The organism is Teredinibacter waterburyi, from assembly GCF_001922985.1.
GTDB lineage: Bacteria > Pseudomonadota > Gammaproteobacteria > Pseudomonadales > Cellvibrionaceae > Teredinibacter > Teredinibacter waterburyi.
In genome coordinates this window covers 41,396-65,531 of record NZ_MRUH01000168.1, presented here as the reverse complement: position 1 = coordinate 65,531, position 24,136 = coordinate 41,396, and the positions used below count along the sequence as shown (strand labels likewise).

18 protein-coding genes are annotated in these 24,136 nt (G+C 43.2%); 10 read left to right on the top strand and 8 right to left on the bottom strand.

Features of this window, described 5'->3' with window-relative positions; genetic code table 11:
- The first annotated feature begins 47 nt into the window (after positions 1-47).
- The 3 genes from IDZ20_RS14485 to IDZ20_RS14475 are packed head-to-tail and all read left to right on the top strand — an operon-like array spanning position 48 to position 4,063.
- Positions 48-986 carry an NAD-dependent epimerase/dehydratase family protein gene (locus tag IDZ20_RS14485; RefSeq protein ID WP_188152164.1) on the top strand — a complete coding sequence of 313 codons (939 nt, stop codon included), beginning with the start codon at positions 48-50 and terminating at the stop codon, positions 984-986.
- A gap of 44 nt (positions 987-1,030) precedes the next feature.
- Positions 1,031-2,344, top strand: coding sequence for a phenylacetate--CoA ligase family protein (locus IDZ20_RS14480; protein WP_188152163.1), 1,314 nt, complete (start codon positions 1,031-1,033; stop codon positions 2,342-2,344).
- A 33-nt stretch (positions 2,345-2,377) separates the two neighbouring features.
- Positions 2,378-4,063, top strand: a complete 1,686-nt coding sequence (locus tag IDZ20_RS14475; RefSeq protein ID WP_188152162.1) for an NAD(P)-binding domain-containing protein — start codon at positions 2,378-2,380, stop codon at positions 4,061-4,063.
- A gap of 75 nt (positions 4,064-4,138) precedes the next feature.
- On the opposite strand, the gene IDZ20_RS14470 is transcribed toward IDZ20_RS14475, so the two are convergent.
- The 6 genes from IDZ20_RS14470 to IDZ20_RS14445 form a co-directional block, all read right to left on the bottom strand.
- A complete protein-coding gene (locus IDZ20_RS14470; RefSeq protein WP_188152161.1) occupies positions 4,139-4,579 on the bottom strand; it encodes a winged helix-turn-helix transcriptional regulator in 441 nt (146 codons plus the stop codon).
- 867 nt (positions 4,580-5,446) lie between these two features.
- Complete coding sequence (trpA, locus tag IDZ20_RS14465; protein WP_188152160.1) at positions 5,447-6,253, bottom strand: tryptophan synthase subunit alpha; 807 nt, start codon at positions 6,251-6,253, stop codon at positions 5,447-5,449.
- On the bottom strand, positions 6,250-7,440 hold the full coding sequence (gene trpB / locus IDZ20_RS14460; RefSeq protein WP_188152159.1) for a tryptophan synthase subunit beta: 1,191 nt from the start codon (positions 7,438-7,440) through the stop codon (positions 6,250-6,252). The genes trpA and trpB overlap by 4 nt, the downstream gene beginning before the upstream one ends.
- Positions 7,441-7,477: 37 nt before the next feature.
- A complete protein-coding gene (trpCF, locus tag IDZ20_RS14455) occupies positions 7,478-8,266 on the bottom strand; it encodes a bifunctional indole-3-glycerol-phosphate synthase TrpC/phosphoribosylanthranilate isomerase TrpF (protein ID WP_188152158.1) in 789 nt (262 codons plus the stop codon).
- A 14-nt stretch (positions 8,267-8,280) separates the two neighbouring features.
- Entirely contained in the window at positions 8,281-8,901 is a 621-nt protein-coding gene (locus IDZ20_RS14450; protein WP_188152157.1) for an aminodeoxychorismate/anthranilate synthase component II, read from the bottom strand.
- Positions 8,894-10,597 (bottom strand): anthranilate synthase component 1, encoded by a 1,704-nt coding sequence (locus IDZ20_RS14445; protein WP_188152156.1) that lies wholly within the window; start codon positions 10,595-10,597, stop codon positions 8,894-8,896. Before IDZ20_RS14445 ends, IDZ20_RS14450 begins: the two co-directional genes overlap by 8 nt.
- Before the next feature lie 806 nt (positions 10,598-11,403).
- Between IDZ20_RS14445 and IDZ20_RS14440 the strand changes: the two genes are divergently transcribed.
- Complete coding sequence (locus IDZ20_RS14440; protein ID WP_188152155.1) at positions 11,404-12,279, top strand: bile acid:sodium symporter family protein; 876 nt, start codon at positions 11,404-11,406, stop codon at positions 12,277-12,279.
- Here the strand turns inward: IDZ20_RS14440 and IDZ20_RS14435 are convergent.
- Together IDZ20_RS14435 and IDZ20_RS14430 are read right to left on the bottom strand one after the other, a co-directional pair.
- Complete coding sequence (locus IDZ20_RS14435; protein WP_188152154.1) at positions 12,261-14,621, bottom strand: efflux RND transporter permease subunit; 2,361 nt, start codon at positions 14,619-14,621, stop codon at positions 12,261-12,263. The two genes, IDZ20_RS14440 and IDZ20_RS14435, sit on opposite strands and share 19 nt — an antisense overlap.
- A complete protein-coding gene (locus IDZ20_RS14430) occupies positions 14,621-16,252 on the bottom strand; it encodes a GMC family oxidoreductase (RefSeq protein ID WP_188152153.1) in 1,632 nt (543 codons plus the stop codon). The genes IDZ20_RS14435 and IDZ20_RS14430 overlap by 1 nt, the downstream gene beginning before the upstream one ends.
- Positions 16,253-16,933: 681 nt before the next feature.
- On the opposite strand from IDZ20_RS14430, the gene IDZ20_RS14425 reads away from it, so the two are divergent.
- The 6 genes from IDZ20_RS14425 (at position 16,934) to IDZ20_RS14400 (ending at position 24,134) form a co-directional block, all read left to right on the top strand.
- A complete protein-coding gene (locus IDZ20_RS14425; protein WP_188152152.1) occupies positions 16,934-18,052 on the top strand; it encodes a Rieske 2Fe-2S domain-containing protein in 1,119 nt (372 codons plus the stop codon).
- Between the two features lie 34 nt (positions 18,053-18,086).
- The gene (locus IDZ20_RS14420) at positions 18,087-18,962 is read left to right on the top strand and encodes a TauD/TfdA family dioxygenase (RefSeq protein ID WP_188152151.1); all 876 of its coding nucleotides are present in this window, start codon (positions 18,087-18,089) and stop codon (positions 18,960-18,962) included.
- A gap of 56 nt (positions 18,963-19,018) precedes the next feature.
- Positions 19,019-20,089 (top strand): iron-containing redox enzyme family protein, encoded by a 1,071-nt coding sequence (locus tag IDZ20_RS14415; RefSeq protein WP_188152150.1) that lies wholly within the window; start codon positions 19,019-19,021, stop codon positions 20,087-20,089.
- A gap of 142 nt (positions 20,090-20,231) precedes the next feature.
- Positions 20,232-20,474: an acyl carrier protein gene (locus IDZ20_RS14410; protein WP_188152149.1), complete on the top strand. Its 243-nt coding sequence runs from the start codon at positions 20,232-20,234 to the stop codon at positions 20,472-20,474.
- On the top strand, positions 20,467-22,092 hold the full coding sequence (locus IDZ20_RS14405) for an AMP-binding protein (RefSeq protein WP_188152148.1): 1,626 nt from the start codon (positions 20,467-20,469) through the stop codon (positions 22,090-22,092). Before IDZ20_RS14410 ends, IDZ20_RS14405 begins: the two co-directional genes overlap by 8 nt.
- A complete protein-coding gene (locus IDZ20_RS14400; RefSeq protein WP_188152147.1) occupies positions 22,089-24,134 on the top strand; it encodes an alpha/beta fold hydrolase in 2,046 nt (681 codons plus the stop codon). Before IDZ20_RS14405 ends, IDZ20_RS14400 begins: the two co-directional genes overlap by 4 nt.
- The last annotated feature ends 2 nt before the right edge of the window (positions 24,135-24,136 follow it).

The following is a 24,136-nucleotide window of genomic DNA, read 5'->3' as shown; positions in this document are numbered from 1 at the left end:
ATCTAAATTTTTAGACTTTAAACATTTAAACCTACACGGAGAAAGTTATGCGCCACGTTTTTATTACCGGCGGTAGTGGTTTTATCGGCAATGCAATTGCCACGGCATTTAAACAAAACGGCGACAAAGTCACCTGTTTGTGCCAAAGCGCAAAAAGTAAATCATTACTTGAGCAACAGGGCTTTACCACAGTTCTTGGCGATATGAGCAACCCCAAAGGTTGGTCAGACGTAGCCGAAGGGGCGGAAGTTATCGTACATGCAGCTCACGTTCGTGCCGGCATGCGCCTTTCGAAAGGCTGGCTAAAGAAGTCCACAGAATTTCGTGACGCCGCGCTTAAGGGCTTAATTACAGCTGCCAAAAAAGGCGGAAATTGTAAGGCACTCATTTATACCTCAGGCATGATCGCTCACGGTGACCACGGCGATCGCCAAATCGACGAAACCACAACGCCAAATGAGACGGCGCTCGGCCGCTATCATCTCGACGGCGAAGCCATTATTACCAGCGCCGCTAAAGATGGCGTACCGGCGCTCAGTATTCGCCCCGGTATGGTTTACGGCCCTAAAGGTACCTTCGGCAAGTTTTTCTTAACGGTCGCACAAAAAGGTAAATACCAATATCCGGGAAGTGGCGATAACTACCTGCCATTCGTTCACGTAAACGACTTAGCTAAAGCCTATGTACTTGCTTCGCAAAAAGCCCCATCCGGTCACATTATTAATGTGGTTGATGACAGTCCTATCACCGTAAAAGATATGGCCGCAAAGCTTTTGAGTAGCTTCAATGGTGGCAAGGCCTCCAGTGTTCCGTCGTGGGTTGTTGGGCTATTCGCCGGCAATGCATTAGCGGAAATGTTAACCGGTTCATACCGCGTGCAAAATTCGAAAGCCAAAGAACTTCTAGATTGGCAGCCCAAGTATAAGACCTTCGCCGACGGTATTGGTGACGTAGTTGGTGAATTTAAAACCCTTGGCGCCGCTTAATCACACAACGCAACTTTATCAGGGAATATGAAGGAGAAGACATTATGACTACAGTAGTAGAAGAGAAGAACACTCTAGAAATAATTGATCACGCGGAGTTTAAACGTAAATTGTTTCCGATGCAGGACCACGCCCTGTACGGAACTTTAAATTCATTTGACGAAAGCCCTTATCTTACCCCGCCGGTATTGGCTGACTTCACTAATGATACCGATTTTTCTGAAGAGGCTACTAGCCTAGAAATTTGCCCAGCCTGCTTTTTTAATACCAGTGGTACAACTAGTCGCAGTAAAAAAATCCCCTTTTCAGACGCAGACTTAGAACGCCAAAAAGTTCACGAGGCTATTGCTCTACGTAAACTTGGTATGGGTGAGGGCGATGCGGTTATGTCCCTAGGCGCACCTATGCCAAGTATATCTGGCTGGGCGATCGTTAACGGTAGTGAGGCTACAGGCGCACGCGCGTTAAATACCTCACAGCTGGATTATGATTACATTTTTGATAAAAACTGGGGCGATCAAGTTACCTTTGTGATCGGCACACCTCTGGTTGTTAAAGAAATTGGTAAAGCAATAGTCGACGAGTACGGTCCTATTCGTGAGTGTATGCCCAATATGCGTACCGGGATTATTTTTGGCGACGTATTGCCAGATGCTTTACGCGCAGAGTTAAAAGCGATTTGGGGCTTCGATAATGTTTACAGCCTTTATGGCACAGTAGAAGCCGATGTGGTCGCGACTGAATGCCCTGCCAATCAAGGCGAGATGGACTTGATGTCTGAGCGTTTGATATTCGAATTCGTTTCCGAAGAAGAATTGGCGAAAGAGCGCACAAATTCTAGCTATGTACCTAAGATGGTACCAATTGCCGATATCGCCGACGGCGCGTTTGGTGAAATTATTATTAGCGATTTGTCTCGCGACACCCTACCGCTTATTCGTTATCGCATTGGCGATATTGTTCAAGTTCATCGTGCGGCAGCGATTCACAATGTTGAGTATCCAACCATCTCAGTACTCGGTCGAAGTAAAAATACCATCTTATTTGGTGACGTAGCATTTTATGAAATGCAACTTGATAACGCGCTAAAGCGCTGCTTTGGCGAAGACCTTATTGAGTGGCGTATTACCGAACAAGCTAGCGACAATAACGCTCACTACTTATTGGAAGTTCAGCTTGTTGCAGGTTTAACCATCACCAATGAAAAGCATGACCAACTTCATCAAGCACTCGTTAGCCAACGCAAAGATCTTAGCCGCGTCGCTATGGCAAACGAAATTTCACTTATCGCAGTCACTGAGTTTGAACAGGTTGAAGTGAGCGGTGATACCAAAGCAAAACGGATTATTTTGCTGTAAGCCAACAGCTTAACGAATATAGAGGACTATACAATGGAAAATGTAATCAAACACAAGTACATCATTCTCGGTGGTGGCCCTGGCGGCTTACAGTTAGCCTATTACCTGCAAAAAGAAAAAGCTGATTACCTGGTGCTAGACCGTGCGGATGTACCTGGCAGCACGTTTCAAACCTTCCCGCGTCACCGTACATTAATTTCTATTAATAAACGCTTTACCGGTAGTGATCACCCAGAATTCAACATGCGTCACGATTGGAACTCGCTATTATGCGACGACGAATTTCGTTTCAGTCAATACGATAAAATGTTCTTCCCTAACGCCGACAATCTCGTGACCTATATGGCCGATTACGTGGCGCGCTTTCAGCTTAATTTACGTTACCAAACTAGCATCGTTAACATAGAACGCGATCAGGGTATGTATCGTCTTACTACCGACGACGGCCAAAAATTAGAGTGCGAGGTACTAATCGTAGCGACCGGTGTTTCCAAAGCTAATATTCCGATGATTAAGGGTATTGAGCATAGCGAAAACTATACCGATATGAGCCTCGATCTAGATGCCTTTGAGAATCAACGCGTATTGATTATTGGTAAAAAGAACTCAGCGTTCGAGACAGCCGATCATATAGTCTCATCGGCTTCAATGATTCATTTGTGTAGTCCACAGTCAATTAAAATGGCCTGGAAGACGCACTATGTTGGCGACCTACGTGCGATTAACAACAATGTTTTGGATACATATCAGTTAAAGTCCCAGAATGCGATTTTAGATGCGAATATTATTGAAATCGAATCCGTTGACAATACACTCGTCGTCACCTTCCAATATGGTCACGCCGAGGGTGAAATTGAAAAGATTACCTATGATCGCGTATTATGTTGCGCTGGATTTAAGTTCGATTCCGGAATCTTTTCCGACACAGCTAACCCTGAGTTGATGTATCACGGCAAATATCCTGCGCTTAATCCAAACTTTGAATCAGTTAATTGCCCGAATATGTTTTTTGCTGGGACCATCACCCATTCACTTGATTATCGCAAGGCGACCTCCGGGTTTATTCATGGGTTCCGCTACAACTCGCGCGCACTTGGCAAACTTTTACTAGAGCGTTTTGAGAAGGTTGCTCAAGATAAATCCGTATTTCCACTCGACGCCGAGCAGATTACTGAGCATTTATTACATCGCGTAAACCATTCCGGTGGCTTATGGCAACAACCAGGCTTCATTGCCGACGTGGCCGTTCGGGTGGGTGATGAGTTTATTTATATAAACGAGTTACCAAAAGATTACATTGCCAGTAATATCTTTGAAGGTTCGTCAGATCTTTATCTATTGACCTTAGAATATGGTGCACCAATTGTTGGCGACCCCTTTGCCGTAGAGCGCATTCATCGTGAGAATGTTGATCAGGCTGAAGCCAGTCAATTTCTCCACCCCGTAGTTCGTCGCTACTATAATGGTATATTGGTAGCCCGACATGATGTTATCGAAGATTTAGAGGCCAAATGGGTAGAGCCCGAACATTTCGAACCACTCGTCGCATTTTTTGATAGCCAATTAGCCAACGATGAACCGCAAGAAGAATATAAAGAATTGATGTATTCACACGATCATGGTGAGGTGACTATGGGTAGTGTTGCGAGTATGGGCAGCGAAGCTAGTAAAGGAAGTATGGCTAAAGAAATTAAAACTGAAGAAGCCGAAATGGCCTAAGTTAAACTGGGTTAGATGTAGCCACGTGCCGTGGCTACATTTTTTCTGAGCGCTTCTTAGCTAAGTAACTTTTACCTAAGAGACTTCCAGCTCCAACTCTTCACGCATTGTTCGTGCTTTTTGCGCTTCTACTGCTGCACTTTGCGGCTGTGAATCTTGAGCGACAGGCTGGGGCTTGCCGGGATCTTCACTAAACCTTTTTAATTCGAGAATAACACCTTCTAAAGAACGGCCCCGTTCGGTCAGGTTGTATTCAACCTTAGGTGGTATTACAGGGTGGGAATGCCGAGTTACCACTCCGTTTTCCGCCATATACTTCAAGCGTTCGTTGAGTGTTTTACTGGTAATGCCAGGGATATTTTTAAGAAAATCTGAAAACCGCTTCTTACCGGTGAGAAGTTCTTTAAAAATATAGATGGAATACTTCCCTTCAAATAGACTTAGCGCCTTTTTTATGGGACAGGTCGAACCGTTACAATCGCTCGTTTTTTTGCTATTTTCAATAAGTTCTTTCATGATCGTCTATTCCTTTATGGATACTTTTTGAAAGTCGTACCAAGGGTAATACAGGTATAAATATCAAATCTGCACCGCTAGTTCAGGCTACTACCGATACACTAATCCGTGTGTACTCAGTATAAAATCTGACCCTGTTAAATAAGCGGTGTTTTTTCACTTTCTATACCAGCAGTTTATTTGCTGTTTCTTCGAAAAAACTCATAACCTACTTAAAGCAAGCTACGTTAGTCAGCGGTTATTACATTTTCGTTACGCAACTCAGCACAGATAAGAATAATGTCAAAACGTTATTGTTATTTTATTTTTTTCAGGTATCGACAATCGGCTGTGGGTCTTGTTATTGCGCTTAATTTTTAACTCAAGGTTAAACAGATTGCGAAATCGTGTTTCTCCAAAAGCAAGACCAATATTATTAAATATTAGCTGACTAAGCATTTAGTATTAAACCAATAGATTCTATCTATTGGCACCAAATGTAGCGCAATACTAAACCAGACATGCGGTCGATTAAAGGTAATATTCCCATTGGTTGGGACTTTAAGGAAGGTTTTTTGTAAATGAGCGAACAATAATGTTTTTGTGCGCCACTTTGTTTTTAGTTGATGTTTACTCTAGGAATAATGTTTATATACCGGTGTTTTGCTAGCTAGTTATATAGTTTGATTTTGAGATGGACTCGGCGATTCTCGTAGCATCTGCGCCGATATCTTAATGGGGTGAGTCCTTTCACGGAGTCTTCATAGCGCCGCCTAAGGCGTTGAAGGATTTTTTACGATATACGTTAAAAACGCAGCTCAGCTATTTTTTATAGCTATCAACACAAGTTGTGTATTATTTTTATCGGCTGCTTTCAACTTATTTGAACTACAGCTTAGTAGCGGCTTTCATCGCTTGGCAAAACAGAGCAAGTTCACGGTGCATTACTTCGGCGTTTGTCTCATGTTTTTCAATTATATTGACCGTTGCTGACCCAGCGATTACACCCGCCGCGCCCGCCAATAAATAGTTTTTTATCTGTTCTGGCCGCGATATACCAAAACCGATCAACGAAGGTGTCGCTTTCTTTTGCAATAGCTCACCCAATGTATTGCTGAGATCGCAATCCGCCTGGTTTTCGGCGCCCGTTACACCCGCTCGACCTAGCATATAAATGTAACCGGTTGCGGAGCTTGCAATATTAGCCAGCGCCTTTTCATCTGCATTGGGTGCAGCAATTAAAATGTGGTCGATCTTATTTTTCTTTGCCTGCTCGCGGAAAGGCTCACTCTCGCGAAAAGGTACGTCCGCTAAAAGTACCGAATCTACACCGGACATATGCGCGGCTTGATAGAATTCCGCGAGGCCGCGCTTCATCACTAAATTACTGTACAGCAAAAGGCCGATAGGAATTTCACTATAGCGCGCGCGAACTTTGGCAATAATTTCGAAACACTGATCCGGCGTAGTGTTATGTTTTAACGCGCGCAATGCAGATTTTTGAATAGTGGGGCCATCAGCAATCGGATCAGAGAAGGGGAACCCCAACTCTAGTGCATCAGCACCGGCGTCTATTAAAGTGCAAATAATTTCAAAGCTTTGTTCAATACCGGGATCGCCCAGCATGACAAAAGGCACAAATGCGCCTTCCTGTTTACGTTTTAAGTTTTCAAATAGGAGCCCATAGCGGGTCATGGCATTAGTCCTTTACCAATAAACTGTTGTACATGCTGAATATCTTTATCGCCACGACCGGATAGGTTAACCACTAAGACGGTTTCCTTGGTAGCGGCCTCGGCCATTTTTAACGCGTGGGCAAGCGCGTGCGACGATTCCAATGCGGGAATAATGCCCTCTAACCTTGCAAGCTTCTGAAACGCATCGAGCGCTTCTGCGTCGGTTATCGACACGTAACTGGCTCGGCCAATATCATGTAGATGTGCATGCTGAGGGCCAACAGCGGGGTAATCTAAACCGGCAGAAATCGAATAGGATTCTTCAATCTGTCCATTTCGGTCCTGCATGATATAGCTATATGCACCGTGTAAAATTCCCTTCGAACCTTTGCCTATTGCAGCACCGTGCTGATTGGTTTCTATGCCTTTTCCGGCAGGCTCCACACCGATCAGAGCAACGCTCGGTTCGTCGATAAAGTCTGCAAACATTCCAATCGCGTTCGACCCACCACCAACACAGGCGATGATCGCATCCGGTAGGCGCTGTTCTTTTTTCATAATTTGTACGCGTGTTTCCTCGCCAATCATGCGGTGAAATTCTCGTACAATCGTTGGGAAAGGGTGCGGCCCCGCAGCAGTACCGAGTAAGTAGTGCGTGGTTTCGTAGGTCGCACTCCAATCTCGCAGCGCTTCGTTAACGGCGTCTTTTAAGGTTCCAGAGCCAGCATTTACCGGAATAACTTCGGCTCCCATAAGGCGCATGCGAAATACATTTGGCTCTTGACGTTTGACATCTTCTGCGCCCATATAGATGCGCGCTTTTAAGCCCAAAAGTGCACAGGCAAGTGCGGTTGCAGTACCGTGCTGACCTGCGCCGGTTTCGGCGATAATTTCGGTTTTATTCATCCGTTTTGCGAGCAATACCTGCCCCAATACCTGATTGGTCTTATGGGCACCGCCGTGGAGTAGGTCTTCGCGTTTTAAATACAGCGTTACCAACGGGTTGCTAACAATATTTCGGGTTTTTGTTAAGGGCGTTGGTCGGCCTGCATATTCGGTAAGCAGTTCGTTAAATTCCTTTATAAATGCCGGATCCTGCTGAGCTTCGATAAACGCTTGTTCAAGTTGATCGAGTGCAGGTATTAATAGCTCCGGTACAAACATGCCGCCGAACTGGCCAAACTTAGGTGGTAAAGACGTGTCCATGTATCAATCTCGGGTTTCTAGCTTAGGTGTATTTCAGTTAATTGCAGACCGCCAGCGCGGGCCTTATTAATTTCTTAACAGCATCATGAAGGTTCTCTGCTGCCATAAGGCTACTACCCACCAAAAAGCCGTTAACTCTAGTGGCCAATCGCTCTACATCAGCTCGGGTATAGATTCCTGATTCACTAATGATAAGTGCGTCTTTATGTATTGAGGGCGCTAGTTGCTCTGTTGTGGCTAGGTCTGTAGATAAATCGCGTAGGTTTCTATTATTTATTCCAACAATTTTGGCTCCGAGTTGATTGGCTCGCAACACCTCGTCAATATTACTCACTTCGGTCAGTACATCTAACCCCAGCTGTTCGGCAATAGTAACGCATTCGCCATACTCTTTGTCGTTCAATACCGACAACATCAACAATATCGCATCCGCTTCACAATAGCGCGCTAGAAAAACCTGATACGGGTCGACGATAAAGTCTTTGTTTAACACTGGCTGCTTTACTTGGCCACGAACATACATCAGATGATCGAAACTTCCCTCGAAATAGCGTGGCTCGGTTAATACTGAAATCGCGGCGGCGTGCGGTGCGTAGGTTTTGACTATTTGTTCTAGGTTGAAATCCTGCCGAATTAAGCCCTTCGACGGTGAGGCCTTTTTACATTCTAAAATAAAGTTATTGCCGGGCCTCGCCAGGGCTTGGTAAAGGCTTCTATTCGAAGGCTCAAGTAAGTCGTGGAACTCGCTCAACGGGAATCGATTTTTTAAACGAGAGATATCTTCACGCCGATGACTACAAATCGTATCAAGAATGGAACTTGTCATTTTTTTCGCTCAGTTTAGCAAAGCTCTGCGGCAGTCGAGAGGAACGTAATGCTCTGCTTTAGCAACCGGCTTCCTTGGGTGGTCAGTATGGATTCTGGATGAAACTGAAAGCCAAGCATACGATGCTCTGGCTGGTACACGGCCATGGGTATATCGTTATACCACGCCAATAATTGCAGGCTTTCTGGCAGCTGTGATGCCATAAGTGAATGATAGCGGGCTACGGGGAAGGGCTGTTCAATATCGGCAAATACGCCTTCGCCACAATGCTGAATTAACGACGCCTTGCCGTGTAACACTTCCGGTGCTCGGCAGATAACTCCGCCGTAATGTTCAATAATGGCTTGATGTCCAAGGCAAATACCTAAAACCGGATAGCGGCCCTGTACCTGTTTTAAAAGTTCCGGCATACAGCCAGCGTCTGCGGGGCAACCCGGGCCAGGTGAAAGAATAAGTGTTGGCGGTGTATCGCAGTTACCCTGCTGTTCGGCTTTTTCCATTTGTTCCACAATAATACTGGCTGCGATATTGTTTCGAAATACGGTTAGATTGAAGCCAAATTTTCTAAATTCGTCCACCAAGTTATAACTAAATGAATCGAAGTTATCTAGGAGAAAAAGCGCTGGCTTATTCATAGACCACCCCATTTTCTTGACGCGTTGTTAGTGCAAGGCCTTCTATTTTTTTACTATCGACAGTTAGTCTCCCAGCAGCTTCGGTGGCCTGCTGAATAGCATTTATTACTGCGCGAGCTTTACTGCGGGTTTCATCCGCTTCAGATTGCGGATCAGAATCGTATACAACACCTGCCCCGGCTTGCACATAGGCAATGCCCTTACGTACAAATGCAGAGCGAATAACAATGCAGGTATCGAAATCGCCTTTGCCGTTTAAATAGCCAACGGCGCCACCATAGCTGCCGCGTCGTTTTGCCTCGACCTTTCGAATCAGTTCCGCCGCTTTTACTTTTGGTGCACCCACCAACGTACCCATATTCATACACGCTTGGTAGGCATGTAACGCATCGAGATCGTCACGTAATTCGCCGACAACTTTCGACACCAAATGCATAACCTGAGAATAACGATCTACCTGCATGAGCTGCTTAACATAGCGCGTACCGGCGGTGCAAACTCTTGCTAGATCGTTGCGTGCGAGATCGACCAGCATTAGGTGTTCGGCTTTTTCTTTTTCATCTAAACGCAGTTCTAATTCAATACGGCTATCAAGGTCGGGATCAATGCTACCATCGGGGTTAAAGCCACGTGGACGAGTACCGGCAATCGGATAGATCTCTAACAGGTTATCGTGGCGGTGATATTTCAGTGCCGATTCTGGCGATGCACCGAATATCGTAAATTCAGCGTCTTGTTGGAAAAACATATAGGGGCTGGGGTTACTTTTCTTTAAGTACTTATAGGCTAAGTGAGGGCAAGTGCAAGGTAAACTAAAGGTGCGAGAAGGCACAACCTGAAAGACATCTCCCGATAGAATATGTTCTTTTAAGCGCGTCACATCGGCGCAGTAACTAGCATCGTCTTTATCTACTGCTAGAGGTAGCACCGCGACTTTTTCAGGCGTCCACGCATAGGGCTGCCAATTATCGAGCAGTGCCGTAAGCTGTTCCATACGCTGACTTACGCGAAAATATTCACTCGCCACATCACGCCCACTCAACACCGAACCCAATAATTCCGTTGTTTGTTTTTGATGATCGATTACGACAAGTGACTCAGCGAGATAGAATACAAAATCCGGACAGCTGTTACTCCCTTCAGGCACCTCCGGTAAGGCTTCGAAACTGCCGATTAAATCGTAGGCAAATACACCGCCCAGAAAGATTGCGTCGGCATGATTACGTAGCGGCACTAACTGTGCGATTACCGCACGCAAGCTGTCAAATACACTTTGAGATTTTAGTCGGCTATCTTCATCTTGATGACCTTCGGCTCCGGTAGAACTGTTTGCGGCATTAGACGATAGATTAGCACCGTAACTTGGTGTGAAGGTAAGCTTAAGACCATTTTCAAACTTGGCGATCTCGGCGTTATGACAATACTGCTGAATTATCTCAAGTACCGGCCTGCCGTTTTTGGTCAATGCCGTGCAGCTCACGCTGTTGCCATTGCACTCAAAACGGACCGCCGCATCGACAATCATTAAGCTTTTAAGGTTTGCTTTACTGGATATTTCGGCCGATTCGAGCAACATACTGTAGCTAGACTCGGCACAAAGTTTTCGGTACAGCGGCAGCGGCTCAGCCATATAGGGCAATTGCCGATATAGCGTCTCCACCTTCCCTGGATTCTCACATAGCTGTGATAAAGACATTGTAGTTCTCTGCTTTTTAGTCGCTAGCAACGTTCGTTATACCACTAACAGTAATACGGACAATTACAGTGCATATTTACCGAAACTACACGATGAGGATTCCAATTTGTGCAGTTTTTATTTAACTGTATGTATCATAATGGAAGGTCTTGATGAATCTCTAGATTAGAAAAATAAACTTTTGGAAAATAGTGTTAAATATTTTTGGCGAATACCTTAGAAATTCATATTTTCGCTTTGTACGAGGCTAGAGGTTGCAATATGGAGGAATCATGTAGGTATAGAATAAACGCTAACGTTTTACTTAAATTGAAGAAACGTTGTATTTTGTGGTAGAGTTCTAACGATTTTCTGGGTATTTATTGGCCATAATAGAGCAACCTACTGCCCGTTTTATTCATATGAAAACAGCAACGTGAACTTTTGGATATTTTTTCAGTTTGGAAACATATTACATAGCTGTAATCCCAATTCCGAAAAATAAGGATGTTTCTATCAGTAAATAAACTACTGACTGGCCTCTTTTTATCTTCCCATTCGATAGCAGTAAGGATATGACCGCGTAAGGATTATGTATTGACCAGAAAGCCGTGTGAAAGGTCGCATAGTTTGATGCTAAACGAATATTGAGTAGAAAACACACTTAGGGTTGAAAGCGGGAGCTGTTTCCTATGATTCCAAACCCTAAAACTCCCCTAACAACTATCACAGAAACAGCGATACTATTGCACCGCCTGTAAAATATATTCTAACGGCGACACAACTTCGTCGCGACACCCTCTCAACTCTTTTAAATCTGTATTCTTATGGACGTACTAAACTTCACGTTTTTGAAAATTCTCGCACCAACAATTTTGGCTCTGATCATGGTCAACATGGGGGCGTCGGTACGGCTATCGCACTTCAAGGATCTATTTGTAACACCAAAGGCACTATGCCTAGGGCTTACATTACAAATTCTAATATTACCGTTGATCACTCTATTGATTCTAACTTTTATCCCAATCAATCCAATGTTAGCAGTAGGCATTATGATACTTGTTGCCTGCCCAGGAGGCCCGGGAGCAAACGCACTTGCATACGTTTGTGACGGCGATACAGCCTTGTCAGTAGCGTTATCCATTATGTGTAGTTTCGCAATTGGGATTAGCCTACCCATAATCGTTAAGTTTAGTATGAGCCATTTTTTAAACTCTAACTCTTATATCGATATATCTGAAGCATTTGCATTAAGTATACAGGTGTTAATTCTGATGCTTATACCCTTGTCGCTAGGGATGGTCATAAAGAAATTTATGCCAAAAGTCGCCACTGTTCTCGAATTTTACGCTAAGCCCGTATCAATGGGGCTGTTAGTTTTACTTATTATAATTTTACTCATGAATTTACAGGGTAGCCTGTTAACTTCACTATTTAGCACCGCTGCTGTCGTTTTAACATTGTGCTTTTCTGCACTGATAATTTCTCAACTTGTATCCTCAAACTTCGAGCTACCAATTAAGCAAGCGAGGTCAATTATAATTGGCGTCAGCTTTCAAAATGCCGCTTTAGCTTTTACGATCTCGCTGCACCTATCTGACAACCCTATGCTCGCAGTACCCGCCGCTCTATATACACCTATCACTTTGCCGCTGAGTATTTTGCTTATCTATTTGTTTAAGCGTCAATCTGCTGCTTGCTGATGAGCCGCATACAATCTGTCTAAGAGCGAGCCCTTCCCGTCGACCACATATAGGAATGCTGGTAAGAATATAAGGTCTCCAATTAATGCTAGTAACATGATGATACAAGAGAATAGGCCAGTATTAATGTACGGTACAAATGAAGCACTCGTCATAACGCCAAAACCCATTACTAGTATTATAGAACTCAAAATTACAGCCTTCCCTGACTCATTAATGGCAGCTGAAATAGATTGCGCCTGAGTGTATCCAGCCTTTTTCGAATAGAGGTAGCGTGATAGCACATGAATGGAGTCGTCAACTGCAATTCCAATTGTCATTGCACCAATTATCATAGAACCTAAATCCAATGAAACCCCGAAGGCTGACGCAATTCCCGCCGTAATTAGAATCGGAAATACACTTGGGATCATGGCAATGATCCCATATTTTATTGACCAAAAAGCAACGAAGAAGCATAAGGAAATTAATGCTAGCGCCAGTAAAAATGATTTCACCATTCCCGAATTTACATAAGAGTTTTGCGCGTGATACAGAACACTGGGGCCGGTTACTTGTATGCTTAGATCATCGAACTCTAACGCAATAGCAGCATCAATTGTATTTAGAAGTACAGTCGTTGCAGTAGAGTTTAAGTTCACAGTCGGTATCGATACTCGCATGTAGCGGTTATCATGACTTCTTAAATCACTCAAATCTTCTGTTGGCCCGCTATTTTCATAAAGTAAAAATATTTGAGAAATCAAGTTGCTAGAGGTAGGGATTACATAGTATTTTTCGTTGTTACTGTTAATAGCTTTGTTAGTTTGTTTTAAGAAATTGATAACAGATAAGGCTTCGCCAGTTTCGGATAGGCTTTCCAAATAGCTTTGAAGCGCCTCGACCCGCCGCAGAAAACTCGGGTTACTTATTCCATTGGCGCCACCTGAATCAACGATAAACTCTAGATTTATTGTTCCTTTAAAATTTTGGTCGAAGTACATTAAATCCTTTTTTACCCAGTCATCGTTTTTGAAATAGTTAATATAATTTGTATCTACTCTTACATAAGTTGAAGAATAAATACCTAGAGCTAAAACAACCAATCCGACTAGGCTCACCCCAAAACGATGCTTGAATAGAAATGCGGGTAGAGGCCGAGTTAGTTTACTAATTATCGAGCTAAAATTGAAAGATTTTGGTTCCTGAGTTATTTTTGTAAAACTTAATAGACATGGCAATAGCGTCATACTGAAGAAAAATAGAATTATAGGTATAAATGCCGCTAAGACGGCGAACTGCCTGACCGGAAGCAATTCGGTAATAGATAGAACATAGAATCCGATAAATGTAGTTAACGACGCAAAACACATCGGTTTGTATAGCCGTACAATTGTATTCTTAGCGGCGATCTTGGAGCATTTGCACTGTGTTCGTTCGCTTAAGAACGCAATGATGACGTGAACGCTTCCGCTAACCCCGATAATTATAGAGGTAGGTATTAGCGCCGTATTTACCGGTGTAAAAGGCCAAGATAATAGAGATTGGAGAGTGGTTACACTGAGAAAAACCAAGCCAACGACCAAAAACGTTATCAGTGTAATGGCGATGGATTTAAAACATAAGAATAAAACAACAATTAGCATTAACGTCATCAACGGATTTACTATTTTCATATCAGCTTTGCTAACTGTCTCAAACCTCTCACTTATAAGCGGCCCTCCCGAAATATGTACTTTTAATCCAGAACGCTCAATTCCACTCGACTCTAGAAAATCAAACAGATCAGTAACCAAGTCTACATTGTGTTGATTTTCATCTGGCTTATATTCGACTTTGGCCAAAATTTGAGTGTGCATTAAATCAGAGGTAATGATACGTTTAAGCGCTAGGGGTTCTCCCTTTATTTTTTCGCGCGCTACTTCAAGATCGATGGCGCTTAAGCCTTCATTAAGGTCTTCAAACAGATCCTCGATCTTGAAACTATCTTCGTCTGCGAAGGTGGTCTGGTAGTTCGTAATAGACCTAACCTTTATGATGCTTGGGTGCTCTTCTAGAAACTGGGTAATGTCATTTATCGCAGAGATCGTTATTTCATTAAATACTGTACGATCTCCGTCTAAAGCTTCTATACCGACCGCAAGTACGTCCGGCTCGCCAAATAGCTCTATAAAGTTATTAAATATCTCAATATTCGGATCATCAGGTAGAAAGAATATCTCGTCAGAATTTGCAAAGTATAGATTTCCGAAGCTCATCGGCATTAACAGCATCGTAATAATACAAACCGAAATGCAATATTTTCGATAATTAATAATTGTTTCTGCAAAATATTTAATGGTTCGGTCTATTATGGTGCTCACTAATTTATCCTAGCGTGGTATTTTAAATTCGAATCCAAAATCATATCCGAGGCTTTTTCTGCAATCATAATGGTAGGCGCATTGGTATTGCCACTGACTATAGTCGGCATAATCGACGCATCAACAACTCGCAGACCTTTAATACCCCTTACCCGTAATTGTGAATCAACAACAGCCATTTCATCATTACCCATCTTACATGTACCGACAGGGTGATAAATAGTGTTGGTATTGTTCTTTATATAATCTAAGATATCGCTCGGCGAATCCAGTGATTCACCCTCGGAAAACAAGGTTCCAACATATTTCGACAAGCTATGAGATTTTAGAATTTTCAAAGCAATTGATGCCCCGCTCAATAGACTCCGCTCATCATCAGGGTGTGATAGCAAATTTAAATCTATGTCTGGCACAAGGCCTGCTTTATGTCGCCGAAGTGTAATTTGCCCTCGACTCTTCGGTTGAAGTACGCAGATATGGGTAGTCATACCGTATTTGAAATGTGAGCCTATATGCTTCCCACTATTTTTTGTCGCTGTTGGAGAAAAGTGTAATTGAATATCCGGGGTTTGTAGTGAACTGTCGCTACGAATAAAACCACCGGCTTCTGCAACATTCGTTGTTAGCATTCCCTTGCGGCTAATACCGTAATCGTACATACCAACCAGAAACCTCTTTATGGTGTTTGCACGACCAAAAGCCATCGAGGTACAACTAACATCTCTATGTACCATAGCGAGATCGGGGTGATCTTGTAAATTCTGGCCTACACCAGGTAGGCAATGGACAACCTCAACCCCCACATCATTTAAGTGTTGTCTTGGGCCAATACCGGACTTCATCAGAAGGGTGGGAGAGGAAAAGGCGCCCGCACATAACAATACTTCACGTCGACATTTAATGGTCCGGCGGACTCCTCTTTGTGATATTAAAACGCCATCCGCTTGTTTATTTGTGAACGTAATTTTCTGCGCCGAACAGCTACTGATAATATGTAAATTTGGGCGGGCCATGACGCTCGAATTTAAAAAGGCATGCGCCGAGCTGCAACGCTCGCCATTTCTTTGGGTGACTTGATACCAACCAATGCCTTCCTGAGTCTCCCCGTTGAAGTCACTATTCGATGGGTAGCCTTGCTCGATAGCACTTTGAATAAAGGCATCACTTAGCGGATGCTTATGGCGCAAGTCGGCAATATTTAGTTCGCCACCAACACCGTGATACTCACTTGCCTGCCGCTCTTGATTTTGGGAAAGCTTGAAATATTTGAGCACATCATCGTAGCTCCAGCCAACATTGCCCTGCTCAGCCCATGAATCGTAGTCAGATTTCTGCCCGCGAATATAAATCATTGCGTTGATCGCACTGCTACCACCGAGCACCTTTCCGCGCGGACAATAAATAGTTCTATTATTGAGCGATGCCTGAGGAAGGGATTTAAAACTCCAGTTATAGGTGCCAGCAATAACACTGATGGCAAAGCCTAAGGGAACAGTAATTATTGGTGTTCTTCCGCCAGCCCCAGACTCGATTAAACAAACGCTGACATCTTTGTCGGCAGACAATCGGTTAGCTAGTACACAGCCAGCAGAGCCAGCGCCAATCACTATATAGTCGAATGTCTCGTGCATGATATGTGCTTTTGTTGTACGACTTATCAGAACGGAAAAGCCAGGAACTTGAGGTCGTGATTTCGGCCCGCCATAGATTAATGTGGAAACCCAAATATTTCTAGCCGACAACGATAATTTATTTGGTGACCAGTTCACAACGCATGAAAAAATATAACCAGTATCATCTCCAATCTTACAGCAACTCAATAAATATTAACGTGTTAATGTATCTTTTAAGAAAAGCCGTGGCCTACCAAGTTTTTTAGAACTCCAGTAAACACTTTTATTTATTGGATTCCCCCAAATGAAAGCGATATTTTTTGCGTTATGTGGTGTGAGGCGACACCGTTACGGAAATACAGCCACCAAAATCTATACAACGTTAAAATAATTTAGTATCGATTGCTGATGGCCTGTTGCCGCCTACACGTTAAATTAATGAATTAGTTGCGAGCAGATAAAACAAAACTAATCCTTATTCATGTGGTTTGATCTGTTTTGTCTCGTCATTTTTATATTAAAGATCAAAACGTGTACTTTAAATATAATTTTAAGTAGCATGCTTTTCTATCAAAATCATGTAAATGGTCTACCTCGTTACAGAATACCTTAGTGCACAATTACGGTGTTCAACTCGTACGAGGCTAGCGACTTAACAAAATTGAACGCATGCATTATTTTTAGTTATGGAGGCTAGGTGTGGGGCAGGAAAATATTTTTAAGTACTTTCATCCCGTCATTGAAGTTGAAAATATAGAAAAAAATCCGAGAAGTATTGAGCTTGGCGGTAGAAAAATTGTCGTTTTCAAGAGTGGTAAAGGTGTAGCTGCATTAGACGATAATTGTCCGCATCGGCATACACCTCTGTCTCTTGGTACTGTTGAAGGCGGGCGTATCCATTGCCCTTATCATGGTTGGAATTTTGGTGCCGATGGTAAAGGTAGCGTGCCCCTACAACCGAAATTGAACTGCGCAGTCAACGCATACACTGCTGTCGAAAAGTTAGGGTATGTATGGATTGCTGAGGCTGGTACATCTCTCGATAAATTACCTGCTTTTATTAGCGGTATTGAGAATTTAACAGACGGCTGGGAAGACTGTATAGCACTTAAGCCAATCGATTTGCTGTTTAATGCAGCGCTTCCGCAAACCATTGATAATTTTGGAGAGATCGAGCACGTGCCCTTCGTCCATCAAGTGCTTGGCTGGAGCGTTGAAGATGTTCCAAAGATGCATGTCGGCGTTGAGGTGGGAGAAGATTTTACTGTATCAAAGGGGTGGGGGCCACAACGCCTGCCTCCAAGCCGACTTCTACAGCTAATCGATAAGTATATTTTTCGCTGTGGCGATACGAGCCTTTTAGAATGGGATTTTAGATTTAATCCTTGCCACAGTACCTTTATGCCTGGGTGGGGTGAACCCAATTGTAGCGTGGCAGAACGGCGCGCTTTTAGTGTACGTGCTACCAGTATATTTATACCAGAAAATGACAATACTACTCGATTGTTAAACTTTCCTTTTATAAAAATTCACGAGCGACGACTTAAATTTTTAAAGCCTTTAGTGGCCTATATTGCACGTAAGAACCTATACGAAGAGCTTGTTCTTGATAAAAAAGCGTGTGAAATGGTTTCTGACGTGCCAAACGATTTATCAACCATGCGGCTAGGTATTCGAGATAAACAGCTTGTCGCAAATCGAAAAATGCTTCAGAAAATATATTACGGCGAACAAAACCCAAAAACTCAGAGTAAAAAGCTGATAGATACAATTACCGTTGCAGACGATGTTGAGGTTGGTGATGCTTTTACCGTGTAGTGCTTTCAGCGAAAAGAATAGGAGTTTCATCTAGATGGGCAGCGTAAAAATTATTCCAATGGAATTGATATCACAATCTGACAACACACTTCTTCTCAATGAGTTGCGCAGCCACGGGGTTCTACTTGTCCGATCCGAGGGGGAGCACGCGGATCTAGGTGACTTTGAGAAGTTTACCCAGACGCTTGCAAGTAGCTTTACTGTTCATGGTAACCCTGCCAGAAGTTTAATATCTGATGATGGTTTTACACAGGAAGTAGATGCGGGTACTCACGCATTACCACCGCACTCAGAAATGACCTATATGCCATTCTACCCTGACACCATGTGGTTTTATTGTGTGCAGCCGCCGCAAGCGCAAGGGGAAACGACCGTCTTTGATGGCGTTGAAATGCTTGAACGTCTGAGTGTTGAGACTCGAGAGTTCCTCCAGAGCAATCGACTTAAATACAAACATATTTATCCGAGGTCGGCCTGGAGCCGAACCGTACCCGTTGAGACAGCTGCGGAAGCGGCTGCGCTTATAGAATCCGTATTACCGTTGTTTTCCTCTCGCGGCGAGTTCACCTTCTTTTTTGACGACGAAGATAATATGCACGCTCAGTACCTAACTTCAGCTATCTCAACCTCAAAAGATGGCGTCCCCACTTTTTCAAATAGCCTAGAAATTTCATTCGTCCCTAGAGTGATTGAACTGCGCGGCGGGAGTGTTGAAATGGAAGACGGTACACCCATGCCTCAGGCAATACTTGATGAGATCAGCGTTATAGGTAAGCAAGTTGAAAGCAAAATATCTTGGCAGAAAGGAGATATTTTAATGATAGACAACACAAGGGTGATGCACGGACGAAGATCGATCGTTTCTCAGGACGATCGACAGCTTTTTGTAAGACTTGGCAATAGACATTAGTCCACTTCAAATTAATTTACTCGGTAACTACAACGTCTTTTTAAGGAGACCCTAGGATGTTTTCTGGATCAGTTTTAGGAAAAATCGCCGACCATGAGTCTGTCGGTAAAAATTTCTCAGAGATTATGAGCAATTTGCTCTTACAGTCGGGAGACGATATTGATAGCTGGTCTGACCAGAATAGTAATATGGTACTCATTTTAGAATTAGCAAAATCGCTAAATAGTCAAGTCGCAGAAGGTCAGGCATCTGCAGTTAACACTCTGCATGAAGTGCTAAATCGGTTGTATTCACTGGATTTCGAGATTCCAAAAGACAGCCAATCAGGCCCGCACTCTTCCTATACGCTTAGAGCTATCCAATCCATTTTGGAAAAGGGAGCTATGGACCATCTTGAAAATACCGTCACTAATCTAGAAGTGTCCATTCCTAGAAAACTTTCTGGATCGGAAGCCGTAAAAATTATCAAGGACGTCATCCATGCTCATGGTGCCTTCGATCATCCTTACTATAAAACTACGCTTAGAGAGCACGCTAATATTGAAGATCTAAAATATTATTTCGCTCAGGAGATTACCGTTGACCCCCGTTTTGACGATCTAATTGCAAACCTTCAAGTCGGCCTGCGCGGTATAGCCAAAATGGAGTTGGCACATAACTACTGGGATGAAATGGGAAATGGCGAGCCCTCCGAGGTTCATACTGACCTTTTTAAGAGAGCAACCGATGCTCTTGGAATATGCGAAAAAAGCTTAGGCCAAAATCTTAGTTTTGAGTCGATTCTATGTGGCAACGTTTCAGTATTGCTAGCCTGTCGCCGCGATAATTTTTACCGTGGAGCTGGGTATTTTGGCGCAATGGAATACCTTGTTCCGATTAGAATGGATCATGTTTTACACTGCTGGAAACGCAATAAACTACCCAGCGATGCTATACGCTACCATGAAGTACACATGTCGGTAGACGAGCAGCACTCCGAGGGATGGTTTAAGAATGTTATAGAAAAAGCGGTAGATGAAAACCCAGCTTGCTTTGCTGAAATACTTGAAGGCGTTATATGGAGACTAGAAACCTCTATGTGGTATCTAGATATGCTAGAAAGCCGGTCCTCGGCACTGACTGCATAAGAGCAACAAGATATTCCTTTTAGGCTACGAGCTGTGCCAGGCCAGCGGCTAACGGACTAATTTAATTGTTAATTAATACTATCCGGAATCGCTCAAGAAAACTTAGGATTGTCAGATTGGTAAACTTAATCAGGTTAAAAATATGGATCAGAGTATCTTAGAAACTCTAAAAAATATCATTTCGAGGGTAACTGGAAAAGCTGATGTTCAAGGTAATACTAGTGAGCGTATTACTGACGAGTATGGTCTCGACTCTATGCAACTGGTCGGCCTCATTCTCGGCATTGAAGAACACTACGGCCTTGTGTTTGGTATCGATCCGAATGATATGGAAGCACTTGCATCACTTGATAGCCTTAGTAATTGGATAAGTTCACGTGTTTGATTTTAGGGAGGCCTTTCTTAAGGCGTCTCAACTACACCCAAATATAATTGCAGTCATAGATTCAGACCGAGAAATCTCTTACGGTGATTTTTTCATTCTAGTGACACGTTATATAGAACTTTTTGCTGCAAATAGCACTCAACGAACCAAATCTGAGCAAGCAACCGCTGTTTTTATCTGCAAGAAAACTATCGAATCGGTGGCGGCTGCGTACGCCTGCTTCTTATCAAATATTACCTATGTTCCAATTGATGGAGACGCACCACGATCTCGCCTAGTTGGAATGCTTCGTCTGATCAATCCCTCATTGTTGGTAACAGATCATGCCTATGAAACTACCTGCGAAGATTTACTCGCGGAGTATATGCAGGGTATTGATGATGCCGCTACCACGCTGATCCATCTACAAGCAGGTGAGGTTTGTGGCAATAGTACTGCTATTCAAATAACGCAGTCACACATATTAGTTTCCAGTTTACTGACGAAGTCAGTTTCAGCTAATAAGAATAATATTGCCTACATGATGTTTACGTCGGGTTCGACAGGTATACCAAAAGCGGTTCCGATTGAGTACCAAGCCATTAACAATTTTTATCACGATATCTCAGCTTTTTATCCTGTAGACACCGCCTCGGTTTGCATGAATACGGCTCCGAACTATTTCGATGTTTCCGTACTTGATACTTGGTTTCCATTGGCAAAGGGTGCAACCCTCGTTCTAACACAGAAAGAAGACCTATTTCCCCCGCTATTTCTACGCAAAATTCAGCAATACCAAGTCGAGTATATGTGTTGCGTCGCCCCCCAACTTAAATTGGTGGCTCGATGTAAGGCTATTATGGAAAAAACAAACCTTAGCTCCTTAAAAGTCATCATGACAGGAGCTGAGTCGCCAAACCCAGAAGCGATGTCTACTTGGATTAGAAATGTTGACGATCTCAAGCTCTTAAATGGGTATGGCCCTACCGAATCTACATGCGTTAGCACGGTTTACACTATTAGCGCTGAAAATGTTCTTAACCCAACTCCCTATCCTATGGGGAAGCCCTTGGGAAATGTTCAAATTAAGGTACAACACACAGAGTCAGGTGATTCTTCGGCGACCGAGGGCGAGCTCTTGATCGGCGGTGGGCAACTAATGCCTGGATATTACCGAAACCCCGAAGAAACTAATGCCAAGATTCTTTTTATTCCTGAAGGCCGTTTTTATCGTAGCGGAGATAAAGTTCGTATCCTCGATAATGGCGACTTATTATATTTAGGTCGTGTTGACCATGAAGTTAAAGTGTCTGGATTTCGGATTCACCTAGGCGAGCTCGAAACGGTTGCGGAGAAAATAGAAGGTGTTCACGAATGCGTAGCGGCTGTTATCGACATTGAGAAGTCGGAGCGCCAAATAGTTCTCGCTTTTTCAGGCGCCTTATCTGACAACTCGTGTTTGAAAGACGTTATTTTTACGCGAATGCGAGCTCTGTTGCCTCACTATATGCACCCAAAGCATGTTTTTGAGATAGAGACTTTGCCTAAGTTAGGAAATGGGAAGCTTGATAGAAAGAAAGCAAAGAATCTTCTGGAACGAGAAGTCAGGAAACAGGCATTGGAGAACACGCTAGCATGATTAAGTCAGACGTTATTGTTATCACGGGAGCCACGGGGTTCCTAAGTAGTCACCTTCTTTTAACGCTTGTTTATAAGTATAAAAAAATCTATGCGATTGTAAGAGGTGAAGATTCAAAATCGGCGAATGCGCGGTTGATGAAGAAGCTGGATGAAGCTTCTGAATCATCATATTCAGCCCCGGATTTTGAAAAGTGGGAGCGCGTTATACAGGTACTTTCTGGTGACGTTACACTACCAAATTTTGGCATTTCAGAATCAGATTTTTCTTTATTGGCGTCCGAGAAACCAAGTGCTATATGGCACTTCGCTGGCAGTCTAAAATACGAAGAAAAATTTCGAGAAGACATCTTTCGCTGTAATGTTGAAGGTACTCGGTTATGTCTAAACGCGACTAAGCAACTAAAAATTCCGAATTTTTACTATGTATCTACAGCATTTGTTGTAGGACAGAAACTTGGTCCATGTACTGAAACCTTATCTGATACAGGCGGTGAATTTAATAATCCATACGAAGAAAGTAAATGTATAGCTGAACACCTTGTAGTTGATTATTGTGACACCGAGAATATTTGTTACAAAATCGTCAGGCCAGGTATAGTCGTTGGGCCTTCCACTTCATTGAGGACTGGCGGCAGTGATACCGGTTTATATGGGTTTGTTGCGATACTAAATCGAACTAGAGATGCACTTTTAGGCCTCGATCACAACCCAACTTTGATTGGTGACGAAACCACGCCCGTTCATATCTCTCCGGTAGACTATTTTGTAGATGATATTATCCACTTGATTGAAACTAATTTTTCAGGTGGTGATATATTTCATACCTTGTGCGAAACCAGTATCTTTGCCAATGATTTAGCCGACGCATTCCATCTCCAAATTGGGATTCCGCGCTTCAAGCTGGAAGAGACATACGACGGTAGCCCAAGTCCGATCGAGCAGATGTACAATAAAGTCATGAAGATGTACGGGGTTGCATGTCGTTATCCAAAAACTTTTGTACGCTCGCTCCCTGCGCAAGAATCTATTTCTAAGGACAAACTTCAGGGATATATCACAGAGTGCTTGTCCGATATTACTCGTAGAAAGAAAGGAGTAACCTGGAAGCGTGATTCCGTTGTTGCTTTTGACGATACCATTCTTACGTGCTATTGCATTGATGACGCACCAGATGTAACGCGAGAAACGGTGGTGCTTGTTAATGCATTCGGCATGATAAATGACATTTGGACATCTTTGGTTAAGGAGCTTAGGCAGAATTACAAAATTGTAACTTGGGATACAAGAGGTATTCCGAGCCTGACAGAGAAATTTGACGAGAACAACTGCAATATAGATGCGCATGTGGCGGATATGGAGCGCGTATTATCGTTTTATGCAGTTGAAAGAGCTCACGCGATAGGCTGGTGCACCGGTGCACAAGTTTCACTTAAATTTTCACATTTAAATAGCGGACGACTACTGAGTTTTGTTTCTCTAAACGGCGCATATAGTTTTTACGATGATGTCTCTATTACAGATTTCAAACGAAATATTATGCATCTAATGCCCAAAGTAGCGAGCAGCCGTGCTCATGCAGAAGCCTATCATCGCATGATGTATGGGAATAAAACGTCAGAAGTTAGTAGCAGTAATAAAGACGTAGAGCTGGACCGAGAAAAGGTCGAATCTACCATTAGTTCTTCTGAAGAGCTTGTCGTAAATATGACGACGGCTCCTTTCCGCACGGCGGAATCTTTGTATCGCTACGCACATCTTGTAATGCACCTTATCAAAGAACCCAAACATGCATGGGCCGACGGCCTAACTTGTCGAAGCTTAGTTCTTTCTGGCGGTAACGATACCGTTGCTCATCCTCAGGAGTCTCAAGAAATTGCTAGACGAATACCACATTCAAAATTGGTTTTAGACCCAAATGAAGACCACTTTAGTGTCTACCATTCAAGTACATATCGACAACATATTATCGATTTTTTGGGGGAGCATACCGACAATAATCGAGAAACCTACACGAAGGAAGTTTGCCCGGAGCTGATGTAGAT